This window comes from Spirosoma pulveris (genome assembly GCF_054781875.1).
This window is the reverse complement of record NZ_BAAGTO010000003.1, coordinates 474,951-489,774: the sequence shown is the minus strand read 5'-3', so window position 1 is coordinate 489,774 and position 14,824 is coordinate 474,951. Positions and strand designations below refer to the sequence as shown.

General features: G+C 46.8%; 13 protein-coding genes. 7 read left to right on the top strand and 6 right to left on the bottom strand.

The window, feature by feature from the left end:
* Window positions 1-37 precede the first annotated feature (37 nt).
* The gene (locus ACYVJM_RS14800; RefSeq protein ID WP_461149006.1) at window positions 38-1,513 is read left to right on the top strand and encodes a DUF1501 domain-containing protein; all 1,476 of its coding nucleotides are present in this window, start codon (window positions 38-40) and stop codon (window positions 1,511-1,513) included.
* A gap of 104 nt (window positions 1,514-1,617) precedes the next feature.
* Here ACYVJM_RS14800 and ACYVJM_RS14795 read toward each other — a convergent pair whose 3' ends face one another.
* The gene (locus ACYVJM_RS14795) at window positions 1,618-3,237 is read right to left on the bottom strand and encodes an FAD-binding protein (RefSeq protein WP_461149005.1); all 1,620 of its coding nucleotides are present in this window, start codon (window positions 3,235-3,237) and stop codon (window positions 1,618-1,620) included.
* Window positions 3,238-3,241: 4 nt separating this feature from the next.
* Window positions 3,242-3,592: a hypothetical protein gene (locus tag ACYVJM_RS14790; protein WP_461149004.1), complete on the bottom strand. Its 351-nt coding sequence runs from the start codon at window positions 3,590-3,592 to the stop codon at window positions 3,242-3,244.
* 867 nt (window positions 3,593-4,459) lie between these two features.
* Here ACYVJM_RS14790 and ACYVJM_RS14785 point away from each other — a divergent pair.
* The 6 genes from ACYVJM_RS14785 (at window position 4,460) to ACYVJM_RS14760 (ending at window position 12,672) form a co-directional block, all read left to right on the top strand.
* Window positions 4,460-5,185 (top strand): polysaccharide biosynthesis/export family protein, encoded by a 726-nt coding sequence (locus ACYVJM_RS14785; RefSeq protein ID WP_461149003.1) that lies wholly within the window; start codon window positions 4,460-4,462, stop codon window positions 5,183-5,185.
* A 24-nt stretch (window positions 5,186-5,209) separates the two neighbouring features.
* Window positions 5,210-7,513: a GumC family protein gene (locus tag ACYVJM_RS14780; protein ID WP_461149002.1), complete on the top strand. Its 2,304-nt coding sequence runs from the start codon at window positions 5,210-5,212 to the stop codon at window positions 7,511-7,513.
* 10 nt (window positions 7,514-7,523) lie between these two features.
* The gene (locus tag ACYVJM_RS14775) at window positions 7,524-9,011 is read left to right on the top strand and encodes a lipopolysaccharide biosynthesis protein (protein ID WP_461149001.1); all 1,488 of its coding nucleotides are present in this window, start codon (window positions 7,524-7,526) and stop codon (window positions 9,009-9,011) included.
* 8 nt (window positions 9,012-9,019) lie between these two features.
* Window positions 9,020-10,225: an EpsG family protein gene (locus ACYVJM_RS14770; protein WP_461149000.1), complete on the top strand. Its 1,206-nt coding sequence runs from the start codon at window positions 9,020-9,022 to the stop codon at window positions 10,223-10,225.
* Between the two features lie 355 nt (window positions 10,226-10,580).
* On the top strand, window positions 10,581-11,729 hold the full coding sequence (locus ACYVJM_RS14765) for an EpsG family protein (protein WP_461148999.1): 1,149 nt from the start codon (window positions 10,581-10,583) through the stop codon (window positions 11,727-11,729).
* Between the two features lie 52 nt (window positions 11,730-11,781).
* The gene (locus ACYVJM_RS14760; RefSeq protein ID WP_461148998.1) at window positions 11,782-12,672 is read left to right on the top strand and encodes a glycosyltransferase family 2 protein; all 891 of its coding nucleotides are present in this window, start codon (window positions 11,782-11,784) and stop codon (window positions 12,670-12,672) included.
* Window positions 12,673-12,709: 37 nt separating this feature from the next.
* On the opposite strand, the gene ACYVJM_RS14755 is transcribed toward ACYVJM_RS14760, so the two are convergent.
* From ACYVJM_RS14755 to ACYVJM_RS14740, 4 genes are read right to left on the bottom strand one after another with little or no spacing between them, the layout of a single operon-like run.
* Entirely contained in the window at window positions 12,710-13,177 is a 468-nt protein-coding gene (locus ACYVJM_RS14755; protein WP_461148997.1) for a hypothetical protein, read from the bottom strand.
* Between the two features lie 60 nt (window positions 13,178-13,237).
* A complete protein-coding gene (locus ACYVJM_RS14750) occupies window positions 13,238-13,453 on the bottom strand; it encodes a hypothetical protein (protein ID WP_461148996.1) in 216 nt (71 codons plus the stop codon).
* Complete coding sequence (locus ACYVJM_RS14745) at window positions 13,450-13,944, bottom strand: hypothetical protein (RefSeq protein ID WP_461148995.1); 495 nt, start codon at window positions 13,942-13,944, stop codon at window positions 13,450-13,452. Before ACYVJM_RS14745 ends, ACYVJM_RS14750 begins: the two co-directional genes overlap by 4 nt.
* 1 nt (window position 13,945) lies before the next feature.
* Window positions 13,946-14,803, bottom strand: a complete 858-nt coding sequence (locus ACYVJM_RS14740; RefSeq protein ID WP_461148994.1) for an OmpA family protein — start codon at window positions 14,801-14,803, stop codon at window positions 13,946-13,948.
* Window positions 14,804-14,824 lie beyond the last annotated feature (21 nt).

Below are 14,824 nucleotides of genomic sequence, written 5' to 3'. Positions count from 1 at the left end.
ACATGCCATTTCTCCAAGCCCAACCAACGAACCGACGATGAACAAGTTACTGAACGAACTACTTCATGCCGACGTGCAGCGTCAGACCCGTCGACACTTCCTGCAATCTGCCGGTTTTGGGTTGGGCATGTTAGGGCTGGGTTCACTACTGGATGCGTGCGGGACAGTCAGGGAGAAAACAACGGATTCTCGTTCGGCTGCGTCCTTAAACGTGCCGCATTTTATACCCAAAGCCAAACGGGTCATTTATATCCACATGGCGGGTGCGCCTTCTCAACTGGAACTGTTCGATTACAAACCCGAACTGGAGAAATACCACGGTAAAGATTGCCCGGCGGCTTTTCTGGAAGGGAAACAGTTTGCCTTTATTCAGGGAGTTCCCAAGATGCTGGGCCCTCAGGGTAAGTTTAGCCAGTACGGTCAGTCGGGCGCCTGGCTGTCGGACTACCTGCCTTACCTGCAAACGATGGCTGACGAGATCACCTTTTTGAAAGCCATGCACACCGATCAGTTCAACCACGCCCCGGCCCAGTTGCTGCTCCATACGGGAAGCGCCCGACTGGGTCGCCCGAGTCTGGGTGCGTGGGCCGTGTACGGACTGGGCTCCGAAAACCAGAATTTGCCCGGCTTTATCGTTCTGGCGTCGGGCGGGCGGCAACCTGACGCGGGAAAAAGTGTGTACGGCAGTGGCTTTCTGCCATCGGTTTATCAAGGTGTACAATGCCGCACCGGTGGCGATCCGGTCCTTTACGTAACCGATCCTCACGGCATGAATCGCAACATGCGCCGAAAAACCATCGAGGCTATCAACAAAATCAACCGTCAAACCTACGAAGACGTCCAAGACCCGGAAATTCTGACCCGCATAAGCCAGTATGAAATGGCTTTCCGCATGCAAATGTCCGTGCCGCAAGTGATGGACGTATCGAAAGAGCCGCCGTTTATTCTGGATATGTACGGAGTAAAACCCGGAGAAGGCAGCTTCGCGATGAATTGCCTGCTGGCCCGCAAGCTGGTTGAGAATGATGTCCGGTTCGTGCAGCTTTTCGACTGGGGCTGGGATGGGCACGGCACCTCGGCGGCCGACAATGTAGAAGGTGGATTACGGCAAAAATGCAGGCTCTCGGATAAGCCCGTAGCGGCCCTGCTGCAGGATCTTAAGATGCGGGGGCTGCTTGAGGAAACTCTGGTCGTATGGGGTGCCGAATTTGGCCGAACCCCCATGCAGGAAAATCGAAATGGTCTGGTGATGCCCTATATGGGCCGGGATCACCACTTGGAAGCGTTCACGATGTGGATGGCCGGGGGCGGCACCAGGCAAGGTTACACGCACGGCCAAACTGATGAGCTGGGCTACTATGGCGTAAACGACCGTGTGCATGTCCACGATTTACAAGCCACAATTCTTCACTTGATGGGTTTCGATCACGAGAAATTCACTTACCCATTCCAGGGCCGTAACTTCCGCCTTACCGATACGGCCGGTAAGGTTGTTAAGGAAATACTGGCCTGAGCAGTCATTAGCGAATAACAGAATTGGAGTTGCCAGTATGGTGTCGGGTTGACGAACCTGACATCACTGAAAAGCATCCCGTTTCGAATTTACAGATTGCCTCCTCACACAACCAACGCAGCAACCGCATCGCGCAGGGTCACGAAGTCCGGTGCGATGTTTACCCGGTAATCGGCCAGTTTGACGGTGTTTAGAAAATCATTGGAGAATAGATCCGCCATTTCCTTCGAGAGTAGTATGCTCCGCATGTCTTTCCATTGGTCGTCGGCGCTGCCGTACATCAGGTCCACCAGATTCGGGAAGGACCAGGGGGCATTTTTGCCCCAGTGCAGGGTAAACAGAATGCCGCTATCCTTGAAGGTTTTTATCACGTCCGTTAAAAAATCGTCCAGCGAAATCATGTTTTGATTTCCCTGCCAGGGCACGCCGTCCACTTCCAGAATGCAGGTGGTTGGAAACCGGGTGAATCCCAGCGTAGCCTCCGACGCTTTCACGAACCGCATAGACAGAATGCCCGGTATGGGGCCTTTGTCGTTCATCAGGTCAATGAACAGGTCGAGGGCTTTGGGCGAGTCGGCAATGTCGATGCCAAAGCCGCAGCCAAAAGCCGCGCTCGACTGCGAGGTGTCCCAGAATATTTCGCCCAGGGTGCCCTCTATAATGTCATCGACTTTCGGGAATGCTTCGCTCCTCAGCGCGTCCAGTATCTTGGGGATGATTCGCTTATGTTTGGCCGCAAAGGCCGACACCCAGGTGGGTATATCTTTAAAGATGGCATTTTGCACAAATGGAACCGGGTTGGGGTAGCCGGTTCGATAGGGCTTTTTGTAGATAATTTCAGTGACGAAATCCTCACTGGCGTTGTAAGGATTTATGTACAGCTTATAATGAAAGGGCCGATTGACGGTTCCATCGGGCAGCACCTCGTCGGGCAGTTTGAAGCGGGCATGGGTAAAATCCATCGTGGCGGCAATCTGCAGCGCATCGGCCTTGCTGATCTTTTTGACGTAGCGCTTCAGGAGATACAGGTCCTCCGCTTCCAGTACAACCCCATGAATAACTCCAAATGCCCCTAAACTCACCAGAGCGGCATTAAATAACGCATCACTCCGAATGACCCTCGACTTCAGACGTCGGGCAAAATCATCCGCCAGAGCCGGTCGGCTTTCCCGCTCGATGTAAACCAGATCCTTCGCGTCGGGGCCGATAATGAGCTGAAGTCCCACAACGCAATCCTGAATAGAACCCACATCGATGGACGAACCATGAACGCCCGTAGAAATAGCCCCGGCTATGGTTTGTCCGTTACTGGCCCCGCACGTTTTCAGCGATTTACCTTTCTTCTGCAGGAACTCCGAAATTTCTTTGATCGTGTTGCCGCATTGAAACAGAAAAAGGTTTTCCGACAGATAAGTCGTAGACGAATGCAACTGGCTGTCTTTTATCTCCAGTCTGATGTTCAGGCTGGCATTAAAGAGCATCCGGTCGCTCTGGTGCGCAACGTTTGATAATGACCAGGCGCTGCCATATGCCCGAAACCGTTCATGATTCATCAGGCTATCGCGTATCAACGCCTGAATACCGCTGGCGCTGTCGGTATACCGATCAACAAGTGAAACAATGCTTCGGTCGGTGTCAATATCAAACAGGCATTTTGTTGGGTAGGGACCGTTGAAATGATAGTTGTTCCACTCCGAAACGTGATGTGTTCTTGTCTGCGCCATGGTATTATTGATTGGTCGGTTTTATGCAAACAATTCGAACCCTTACCGCTTTCCGTTTACCAAACGTGAACGTGTTGCGGAGCATGTCGCCAAACGTAATTTTATATTCTATTGAGTGAAAGCCTTCCGTACAGGTCGAATCAACGATCATTACGCTGTTCTGCAATAAGGAGAGGTGATCAATAAGCTTGACGTCCTGCACCTTTTTAAGGTTGTAAAACCCTAGTTCCTGCCGAAAGGGGTCTGCCTGTGCTACCCCGTTTTTGTTGGACACAATGACGGAATACGAGCAAGCCTGAAGAAAGACCAACAGACTCAGGATGCACAGGCTATTTTTTACTGGAGTGTAAACCATGGCCAGTCAGAAGTTAGAGGATAAATAATCACCTGTAAAAAGCAGCCTATCTCGCCACCGGAAGAATCGGCGATGATAGCCTCTTCAAAAGGGAAAATACGTCCACCCTGGCAAATAACTCCCGGTTCCGAATGGGAGTCAACGGGATATTTCCCGTATTTTCGACGATTGTCAATTAAATTATCCCGTTAGTTACGTAGCATTGCTCCATACCTTCCGTTCTGGTCATTAAAAGGCTCCTCTGTTACACCTGTAGTTTATTGTAATTGATTTCTTTATAATATTTTTGCACAATATTGCCCGCTTGGAAAAAAAATTAGCGAATGACCTTCTCTCTGTTCGGCGAGGCCATGCTATCTAAGTGGTAGCCAGAAGAGTAACTTTTAGCTTCCTCGGAAAACTCTATCAACGACACAAACAATTCATATTCAATACCTTAATTAACTTATTGTTAAAACAAATGAAGAAACTTAAACTAATTGCTTATATTCGTCCTTTGACACAGTGTAGTAGCTTATTAATAGTATAAAACTTACCATTACCCTCTGATCCTCTCTTGTTTTTATAGAAAGTATAGCGGCTATACTTTCAGTTGGCCGGGAGCAGATTGGAAATTTTCTATCCTAGATTATTCGATTCAACGTATCCTGTTTTAAACACGGGTAGTGTATAATTCCAGACTTTATCGATTGCAGCGATTGACTAACGTATAATACTACCAACCTAATACTTATTCTAGCTATCATTTTTTTCCATCAAACACCTTTTGGTACTACATCTCAACAAATGATTTTCAGACGTTTACTCTGGTTTTTTATCTCTTTTTTTGGCCTGATAGCGTGTAGTTCCAAACGCAACCTGGTCTATATGAATGATTTGCGTGGCCTTGCAGAAGAGAAGGGCCAGGTTTTAAATAATGCTCCCCTACGGATTCAGCCGGACGATCTGCTGTCTATAACAGTAAGCAGCTTAAATCCGGAATCAACGATTTTATTCAATAAAGGGCTTTTAGCCGCCAGCAGTACCAGCCCTACCGAACCAGGCATGGTCAACAACGCGCTTGTTAACAAAGCGGATAAGGATGGCTATCTGGTCGATCGCGAAGGGTACATTAATTTCCCGGTCCTGGGGCGGGTTAAACTGGGCGACCTGACCAAAGAAGAGGCCGCTCAAAAACTGACCCTCGATGTTTCGAAATACCTGAAAGGTCCGGTTGTAAGCGTGAAGCTGATAAACTTTAACATAACCGTACTCGGCGAAGTAACGCACCCGTCTACTTTTACGATAAGCCGGGAGAGTGTAAACGTCCTCGAAGCCCTGGGCATGGCCGGCGATATGACCGTGTTTGGCAAGCGGGAGACTGTGCTGGTCATCCGTCATCAGAATGGCGTACGTACATCCAACCGAATTGACCTGACCAACAAAAGTGCTTTCGAAACACCGTTTTTTTACCTGCGCCAGAATGACATCGTTTATGTAGAGCCCGACAGTAAAATGAAGGTATACCAAAATGATCCGTCTAACCGATTTATTCCTCTGTGGACTACCCTTGTATCATCGACGGCTTTAACGATCATATCACTCTTTCGATAGCTAAGGTATCTTAGAAAAAACGTTATGACGGAGGGAGAAGTAAGTTACGTATCATCTGGACAAAGCGGCTTCAGGCGATTCCTTTACAAGTACTGGCGCTTCTGGTACTTGTTTGTCATTAGCATTGGCATTAGCCTGGTGCTGGCAATCCTTTATTTAAAATCGGCCACCCCGCAATACAACGTCAGTATAAGTCTGCTAATCAAAGACATAGAGAAAGGCCCCGATATCAGGCCGGGCAATCCGATTTTTAAGGAATTGGATATTTTAAACTCGACAACCAGCATTGAAGATGAGATCGAAGCCTTACGATCGGTGACCCTGATGCACCGGGTTTTAGCCGAACTTGGTTTGCAAACGAGCTATTTTGTAGCCGACTCGTTCAAAAAGCGGGAGATTTTTGGTGATGATCTTCCTGTCCGCTTATCGGTAAAAGAACTCTCCGAAGCGGCTTATACGAAGCCGATAGCGATACTCATTAAAAATACACGCGAGTTTCAGTTGCAGGACGGCCCCCCGCCCGCCAACACCTACCAGTTCGGCCAGCTTATTAAACGGCCTTATGGCACGTTTACTGTTCTGGCCAATCCAGAGGCCATGCGCTGGCAGCCGAAGAAGATATTCATTTTCTTCAATAACCTGGAGGATATGGCTGATAGCTACAGTAAATCAACGTCCGTTATTCAGCTGAACAAAAAAGCAAATGTGCTGAGCGTTTACATGCAGAGTGCTGTTCCGGAAAAAGGAAAAGTTATTCTGAACAAGCTCATTGAGGTTTATAACAAAGAGAATAAGGAAGACCGCAACCTACTGGCCATCAATACCATCCACTTTATTGATGATCGCTTAAAGGACCTTACCGCCGAGTTATCGGAGATCGAGAAATCGACCGAGGCCTTTAAGCGCCGGAATCAGGTAACCGATGTCCGCTCCGAAGCGAATGGGTATCTGGAAGAGTCCAGAATTTATAACAACCAGCTCTCGGCCAACAAAATACAGCTCGATATCGCCGAATCGCTGGAGCGATACCTGTCCCGGCAAAGGCAGAAGTACGAACTGGTGCCCAGTAATCTGACAATTAATGATCCAACGCTACAGGACTTCATTGGCAAATTCAACGACCTGCTGCTGCAGCGGGAGCGTATGCTGCGTACCAGCGAAACAACCAACCCGCTGGTTGTACATATTGATGAACAGCTGGCCAGTTTCAGACTGTCAATCCTGGAAAACTTAAAGACCGTAAAGCGGGGCCTGCTCATTACCCAGGGCGACCTGACGGCCAAAACCAGTAGCTTACAGGAACACATTACTCAGGTACCGGATATCGAACGTCAGCTTAACGCCATAAACCGACAGGAGGGTGTTAAACGAAACCTGTATTCATTTCTGCTGCAAAAGCGGGAGGAGTCGTCGCTATCCCTGGCGGCTACCATTTCAAATACCCGCGTCATTGATCCGGCATCGGCTACTAAAACGCCCGTTTCGCCGAAAAAACCCGTCGCTTATGCACTGGCCTTTATACTGGGCCTGATCTTGCCCATCGCCTTCATTACCGTCCCCGACTTACTGAGCGGTTTGGTTCGTCAGCGCAGCGATGTATCGACCGCGGTGGCGGTGCCTATTCTGGGAGAAGTCATGCGCTATAATAAGAAGGGCATTTTTCGCTTCAGGAATAAAGGGATTTTTATTATTTCTCAGGAAAGCCAGAAGCCGATCGTTGATCAGTTCCGGCTGATCCGAAGCAACTTACACTTTGCAGTTGCGAATCAGCCGCACCAGGTTATCCTGGTAACGTCTGGTATCGCTAAAGAAGGTAAAACTTTTTTCAGCACCAATCTGGCCCTGAGCCTTAGCTTCCTGAATAAGAAAGTAGCCCTACTGGATTTGAACTTTCGGAATCCCGGTATCCTGACCAACCTCCGTGTAACGAGTGAAGTGGGGGTTACGGATTACCTGAATGGCAGTGTTACCTCCCTCAATAAGCTGTTGACACCCTTTCCGGGCACTCCCAATCTGTCGGTTATTGGTACAGGCCCATTGCCCGCCAACGCACCCGAATTTATCATGAATGCAGAGGTGGGCAAACTGATCGCCGAACTTCGGGAACGCTTCGACTATATCATTATCGACTCGGCGCCCGTGGGTAAGGTGGCCGATACCTTTGCGTTGGCCGACCATATCGACACAACCGTTTTTGTGGTGCGCTACAATTTCACCCCCGTTGAGCAGCTCGACAGCATCAAAGAAGTACATCAGGAAAACAAGTTGAAACTTCCGTTCATTGTGCTGAACGACGCCCGGAAGGAGAATAGTTACCGAGTGAAATAACCACCGTAAAGTGCATCTAATAATGTTAGGTAAAAAGATAGGTCAGAATTTTATCATCAATATTGTATCGATGGGGCTGGGCATCCTCAGTTCAGTATTTATTGCCCGGGTTGGCGGACCAACCATCATGGGCAATATTGGGCTGGCCATGTCTTTTCAGGTTCTGGTGAAGTCGATATTTACCCATACGGTCAATAGTGTTCACCTGAAAATGTATAACGAAAACAATCAGGTGGGACTAAAGAACTACATGGTTGTTTTTGTGCTGTATAATGTCCTCACGTCGTTGCTGGTTTTATCTTTTGTTCTCTGGAATAACTTCAGCCACAACGGAGCCTTTACCGATCTTCAGATCTCGCTGATCATCATTTTTATCCTCCAGGATTACTTGATGACGCCCTTTTACATCTACATAACGGATCAATCGTCGAAGCTAAATATTGTCCGGTCCAACATGACCGATTTTTATGCCCAGACGCTGATCAATATTGCCAAAATTGCTGCCGTTCTGCTGGGAGAGTCGGAAATAGGGATTGCCTGGTACATTATGGCAGCCTGCGCGTTAGGCTCTGTTTATCCAGTGATTAATTTGATTCGGTCGGACTTTGGGCCTTATTCACTGACGGTTGTGAAGAAGTACATCCGTTATTCGATGACTATTTCCACCTCCACGATTGCCTACGGACTACTGGTCAGTTTCGATAAAGTCCTGTTGGGGCTTTACAAGGTTTCGCCGGAACTAATTGGCTTCTATAATGTGGGTAACCGGCTTGGGTTGCTGCTCATGACCTTAGGGATCAGCATTGGCAGTATTCTGTTATCGGTTTTCTCGAAAAACGCAACGGAGAACAACAACGACAAAACGATCAGCCAGTTGAGCAGTTACGAACGGTTCATCACCATCAGCTTCTTACCGGCGTTTCTGGCCGCTTCGCTGTTCGGCAACGAGTTGATCACACTGGTCTTTGGAAACCGCTACCTCGAAGCATTTCCGGTGCTGTTGCTGTCGATTTTGTTCGCTTATGTCAAAATATTGACCATCCCCTACCAGAACTATTTATTTGCCAATAACAGCTTCAGGGCATTCAACCGCAATTCGATACTGTTCATTGTGGCCATTATCTTTTTCTCAACCACAATGGCCCATTTCAATTTCTTTAATGACCTGCCAATTTCTGTTGCCGCAGCCCTGTTGCTGGCCTGTCTGTTCGAGCGGGTACTCTTCACCCGCGATGCTGCCAAAATAGATCCCCAAATTCGGCTGTTCTTCTATCCTGGCACGGTGCTTTTCTTCACTGCTCTGACTGTGGGCTGGTTTGTGCTGAATCATTTTATACCGGCTAGCAACTACCTGCTGAGCTATGGTATTCGTGCAGTTATTTTGCTCGCTATACTACCGGTTGGCTACCTTCTAGGAATATATACCAAAGGCGACTTCTATATGATTACCAGCCTGCTGAATATACAGACCGGTAAAAAAGAAGTCTCACAGGCTTAGCGGCAGATATGGGACAGCCAGGGGGCATGGTTGAGCCCGGTACATACATACTATACACCTTGCTGATGGGTTCGATGCTGTTGTTCTCACAGCCATCGGCCAAGGCGGTTGTTGACGAACGTACCGGACTGATCACCTTTCCCAACTACTGGGGGCCTAACCTGATCGGACTCATTATTCTCTACAGCTTCGTGGTGGGTTGCCGCTATTACGTGGGCATTGACTATAAGGTGTATGTGGAGATTTTCCTCGAACTCAAAGAAACCGGCATGGTATCTCGTGAAATCGAGTTTGGGTTTGAGTTTATGTATAAAATTTTAAACCTCCTGAATGTTCATTTCACGTTCATTTTTATCATAATGGCTCTTTTCCAGATGTTCTTTTTCTATAAGGCGCTGGAAAAATTTCCTTTCATTTTACGCTGGTTCACCTTCTTTTTCTTCGTTAGCCTCATGATGTTCAGCAGTATGAACATCATGAGGCAGTCGTTGGCCTGGTTCGTCTTTTTCTATGCACTTAACCTGGCCATTGAAAAAAGATGGGGTTTGGTAATGCTGTGCATTTTTTTCGGCTACAGCTTTCACAAAACGATGCTTATCGGTGTGCTTACCTACCCCCTGCTGTTTACCGATATTGCCAAGAACAAATACATACAAATCGGCATCCTGCTGGTAGTTACAGTACTGGCTTCGTCTATTCTGACTATCATCCTGGCAGCCGTTTCGCCACTGGTCAACTTGCTGGGCTATGGATATTATATCGACAATCTGGATTATATGTATGAAATAACTGCAGAAAAAAAAGTAGGGGCCGGAACGGCCAACGCATTATTTTTTGTAGTCGATATTGCCATCATGTGGTACAGTCCGGAGATGAAAGAAAACTTCAAAAAATACGATTTCTATAAGTACTACAACCTCTACTTTGTGGGCACTATTCTGGATCGTATTGTGTCGGATAATTTTATCATGGCCCGCACCAACGATTATCTGCTTAACTTCAGGGTAGTGATCATGAGTTTCTTTTTCTATTTTCTATTCAATACCCAAACCCAGAGAACGGGAAAGCGATTATTCGGCTGTATCATTGCCTTAATAATGGTTATTTTCTTTTACAAAGCTATTTATAATAAGGCTGCCGATAATTCGCCATTCCGTTTTGTCTTTTTGGAAGATCGGCTCCAGACGAGACCTCAAAAATTATCAAATTATTAAGAAAACGAAAAGGCACTCTTAACGAAGAAGTTAGTAGGCCATAGATTACTACTTATCAATTCGTGTTAAAAAACAATTAATTCGTCAACGCAGATTAATTATCCGCTCTGATTAAAAAAAACGAACATTCATAGCGACATTATACTGAATAATATAAAAATGAATTACTTATTTTACTTCTTGGAAATGATGTAACCCGAAGCCACAAACTAACAGACAGCCAGATAGATACTTACAATTATGTATGTGAACTATCAACGTCAGGAATAAAAAACTCAACTAAATAAAAAAGAATCGTAGCGGTTTAACAACAGGCATGGTCGAACCCGAAACATATATAATTTATACTTTACTAATGGGATCGATGCTGTTGTTCTCACTACCCTCTGCCAAGGCGGTTGTTGATGAACGCACCGGGTTGATCACCTTTCCCAACTACTGGGGGCCTAACCTGATCGGGCTCATTATTCTCTACAGCTTCGTGGTGGGTTGCCGCTATTATGTAGGCATTGACTATAAGGTGTATGTGGAGATTTTCCTCGAGCTCAAAGAAACCGGCGTAGTACCCCGCGAAATCGAATTTGGCTACGAGCTTCTAAATGTATTCCTGAACTACCTGAACGTTCACTTCACGTTCATTTTTATCATAATGGCTCTTTTCCAGATGTTCTTTTTCTACAAGGCACTGGAAAAATTTCCTTTCATTTTACCCTGGTTCACCTTCTTCTTTTTCGTTAGCCTCATGATGTTTAGTAGTATGAACATCATGAGGCAGTCGTTGGCCTGGTTCGTCTTTTTCTATACGCTCAATCTGGCCATTGAAAAAAAATGGGGCTGGGTAATGGTATGCATTTTTTTCGGCTATAGCTTTCATAAAACGATGGTTATTGGCGTGCTTACCTACCCCTTGCTGTTTGTCGATATTGCCAAAAATAAATATGTACAAATTGGCATTCTGCTGGTGGTTACAGTACTGGCTTCGTCTATTCTGACTATCATCCTGGCAGCCGTTTCGCCACTGGTCAATATAATGGGATACGGGTATTATATTGATAACCTGGACTATATGTATGAAATAACTGCCGAGGGTAAAGTGGGTGCCGGAACGGCCAACGCCTTATTTTTTGTAGTCGATATTGCCATCATGTGGTACAGTCCGGAGTTGAAAGAAAACTTTAAAAAATACGATTTCTATAAGTACTATAATCTCTACTTTGTAGGGGCTATTCTGGATCGTATTGTGTCGGATAATTTTATCATGGCCCGCACCAACGATTATCTGCTTAACTTCAGGGTAGTGATCATGAGTTTCTTTTTCTATTTTCTATTCAATACCCAAACCCAGAAAGCAGTTAAGCGAACATTTGGCTACATCATTTCATTTATTATGGTTGCCTTTTTTTACAAAGCTATTTACAACAAGGCTGCCGATAATTCGCCGTTTCGTTTTGTCTTTATGGAAGACAGGCTCCAGACAAGGCCGCAGAAATTATCCGATTATTAAACACTATTTTTGAATTTTTACCGTAACGTTCAACCTTTAAAACTAAGATTATATGCTTCATTATAGTATCATTATTTGTACATATAACCGGGTCGATTTCCTTAAAGAAACGATTGATTCGCTCCTGACACATTTCAAAGACCACTCAAATTATGAGCTGCTGATTATTGATAATAAGTCAACGGATAATACGGCCGAAGTAGTAAACCCTTTTCTGCGTTTTCCGCAAGTTCGGTATATTCTGGAAACGAATCAGGGATTGTCGTATGCCCGCAACCGGGGCATAAAAGAAGCCAAAAATGATGTCCTTATTTTCCTGGACGACGACATTGATATTGAAGCAAATTACCTGGATATATGCGACCAGATATACAGTGATCCGAATACGCATATTGTAGGGGGAAAAGTACTACCCTATCAATCAGCGATTCCGGCCTGGATGCCCGAACAGTTTTATTACCTGATGAGCATCTTCGATATTGGCAATTCGGCTTGTTATACCCACAAATTGATGGGTGCAAACTACTCCATGCGCCGGGAAGCCGTCCAGAAAATTGGCTGGTATAATGTTGAGTTGGGCCGCAAAGGGAGTAATTTAATGGGCGGTGAAGAGGTCGACTATCTGAACCGAGCCAGCGATCTGGGCTACAAGATACTGTATCGCCCCGATCTGATCGTTTACCATAAAATTGGCAACAAACTGAATAAAACATACATTTTCGACTACGCCTATTACCTAGGCCGAAGCGAGCAAATTATTGATATTCAGCGAAGTAAAGCCCGTTTTCTGGCGAAGTGCGTTAAGGCAGTTCTGATGATTGGCCTACATGCCGTTTATGGCTTTTATGCCCCCATACCCAAGCAACAGACCTACTTTAAAATAAAGCAGTTGTACAGCTTTGCGTACTTAAACTTATTTAAGGCGAAGTATTCGAAGAAGTAGCGCTTGCTGCTTAAACGAAATAGCTATGATTGACAGGCTACCCTCGTAGCCTGTAGACATTCATTGAATTGCCCGCCTTGGGATCGGATGTAGTGCGCGTCAGGGTAACGGACGTACCATCGATCAGGTCCGAGATCGTGAACGTAATGGTGCCGTTTGTTCCGGTAGGCTGTGAATTCAGTCCTTCCAGAATTAGCGTGTTCTCATTTTGCAGCCGGTAACTTCCTACAAACGTGGTTAGATCAGCGCCCGATGTTCCATCCGAAATACGATAGCGAACCGTGGGCGGGACAGACAAATCGAGTGAAAACTGTCCGTAACCGGGTTTAATATTGGACGCAGCGCCTTCCTGATAGACAACGGTACCGTTTTCGATTACGGATACCAGGGTGTAAGAACGCTTGAGCCGATCCGAGTTAGGCGGCTGTGGTGTGGTACTACAACCACTAACGATGATCAGGGTAATGAAACAGGCAAGAAGCGCGGAAGTCAGTGTCGTTTTCATGTAGCTATGCGTGGGTAGTGAATAGATTGTGCGGCTAAAGGGAAGGTAATCTACCGTTTACTAGTCTTCTTCGGGTATGATCTCTTCCACCTCATCCAATTTGGATTCGGTCTGATTTGGCGATATCAGCTTTCCCTGTAACTGAGCAATCAGTAGCTTTCTCGATTGTATTGACCTGCGGTATTGACCGTAGGCAACGAGGTAGCCGATAAAAAAGGCGACAGTCAGCAGGAGCAGTATTTCGGTCAAGGCTACCCAGGGATTGAGTGGGTTCATAACAAAAGCGTAGGTTGAAAGTCGTTGTAAATACCCTTGCGCATCTGTTCCTGCCAGGCCCGGAGTTCGTCCCACCGGCCTTCCGCAGCCAGCCAGGCCTGCTTTGGCCAGGTAACCGGATCATCGGTGTAGATCAACGGGCCATGTTCGGCCAGCACCCGCCGAATGGTCGTGATGGGGGTATTAGCCAACTGTGTAAACGTATGAATACCGACCCCATTCAAAATAGCTTCTGCCTTTGTGTTGATACCCGCAATCTCTTTCAGATCGTCCCGACCCGGTACCGCGCTAAAAACCTCTTCAACGTCCGGCTCAATAACCTCCTGGGCGTCGACCTCAGTCTGAAGCAGCTGGCACTTGTCGTTCAGGCGGTCAAGTTGCCGTTTAAAGCGCTCCTGAAATATAAAATAAGCCAGCAGGACAGTTCCCTGAAGCATCAGAAAGTGCAGCAGACTGGCATTTTCGAGGTGAAACGGATTCAGGTTGAACATGCTATCGTTTTTTTACCAGTAACGTTACGCGTCGATTTGCTTCACGGCCTTCTGTCAGGTTATTCGGCGCAATAGATACCTTATCGCCCATCGCCAGAACCTGTATCCAGCGTTTCGATGCGCCCTGTTTTACCAGCTTGTCACGGACCACCATCGCCCGCAGTCGTGACAGTCTGAGATTAAACGCTTCTGTACCCGTCGTATCGGTATGGCCCGTAATAGTGAGCCGTTCCCTCTGGTGGTCGTACAGATACGTAATGGCTTCCCGCACAAACTGCTCGTTATCCGGTGTTACGATGTACTCCGTACTCCCCGTGGGAAAATACAATTGCAGTGGATGGAATAGGTCGATATATTTCTGGTGCCGGGCCAGCCAGTCGGCATTGACCACGATCGACTGAAAAGAAAAGGCCAAGGCACTGGTTGAGTCTTTAATGAAATTCAGTAAGTCCGACGCCTGTCCCTGCACCTGCACCTGGTCTTCCGGCACCCCGGCATTTACCAGATACTGCCGAACAGCATCGGCCCGCATTAAGCCTAGATTGGGCATTAACGTCAGTTTATTTTCGGCCGGGGTATGGTACCCTACCACCGTTAGTAACCGACGCGGATGATTGATCAGATACGTGGCCAATGTATCCAGCGTAGCGGGTTTGTCCAGTTGCCGGAGCGTGCTCTCTGCCCTGTGAAACAGACTTCCCGGCAGTTTCATGCGTAACCGGGGGCCATCGATTACAGGAACGGCAGGCAGCACCGGGTCCGGCGCGAACCCAATGCGCTTAATGTATGCCAGATGTACATAAACGGATGCGGTTACCCACACGCCCAGTACTATCCACAAGACCAGTAGCCTACCCATGTCAAATCAATTGTTTCATAT

What these genes read in the sequence shown, in the direction of transcription:
- ACYVJM_RS14800 (WP_461149006.1), top strand. Translation starts at nt 38, where the DNA reads ATGAACAAGTTACTGAACGAACTACTTCATGCCGACGTGCAGCGTCAG.
- ACYVJM_RS14795 (WP_461149005.1), bottom strand. Translation starts at nt 3,237, where the DNA reads ATGGCGCAGACAAGAACACATCACGTTTCGGAGTGGAACAACTATCAT.
- ACYVJM_RS14790 (WP_461149004.1), bottom strand. Translation starts at nt 3,592, where the DNA reads ATGGTTTACACTCCAGTAAAAAATAGCCTGTGCATCCTGAGTCTGTTG.
- ACYVJM_RS14785 (WP_461149003.1), top strand. Translation starts at nt 4,460, where the DNA reads ATGAATGATTTGCGTGGCCTTGCAGAAGAGAAGGGCCAGGTTTTAAAT.
- ACYVJM_RS14780 (WP_461149002.1), top strand. Translation starts at nt 5,210, where the DNA reads ATGACGGAGGGAGAAGTAAGTTACGTATCATCTGGACAAAGCGGCTTC.
- ACYVJM_RS14770 (WP_461149000.1), top strand. Translation starts at nt 9,020, where the DNA reads ATGGGACAGCCAGGGGGCATGGTTGAGCCCGGTACATACATACTATAC.
- ACYVJM_RS14765 (WP_461148999.1), top strand. Translation starts at nt 10,581, where the DNA reads ATGGGATCGATGCTGTTGTTCTCACTACCCTCTGCCAAGGCGGTTGTT.
- ACYVJM_RS14760 (WP_461148998.1), top strand. Translation starts at nt 11,782, where the DNA reads ATGCTTCATTATAGTATCATTATTTGTACATATAACCGGGTCGATTTC.
- ACYVJM_RS14755 (WP_461148997.1), bottom strand. Translation starts at nt 13,177, where the DNA reads ATGAAAACGACACTGACTTCCGCGCTTCTTGCCTGTTTCATTACCCTG.
- ACYVJM_RS14750 (WP_461148996.1), bottom strand. Translation starts at nt 13,453, where the DNA reads ATGAACCCACTCAATCCCTGGGTAGCCTTGACCGAAATACTGCTCCTG.
- ACYVJM_RS14745 (WP_461148995.1), bottom strand. Translation starts at nt 13,944, where the DNA reads ATGTTCAACCTGAATCCGTTTCACCTCGAAAATGCCAGTCTGCTGCAC.
- ACYVJM_RS14740 (WP_461148994.1), bottom strand. Translation starts at nt 14,803, where the DNA reads ATGGGTAGGCTACTGGTCTTGTGGATAGTACTGGGCGTGTGGGTAACC.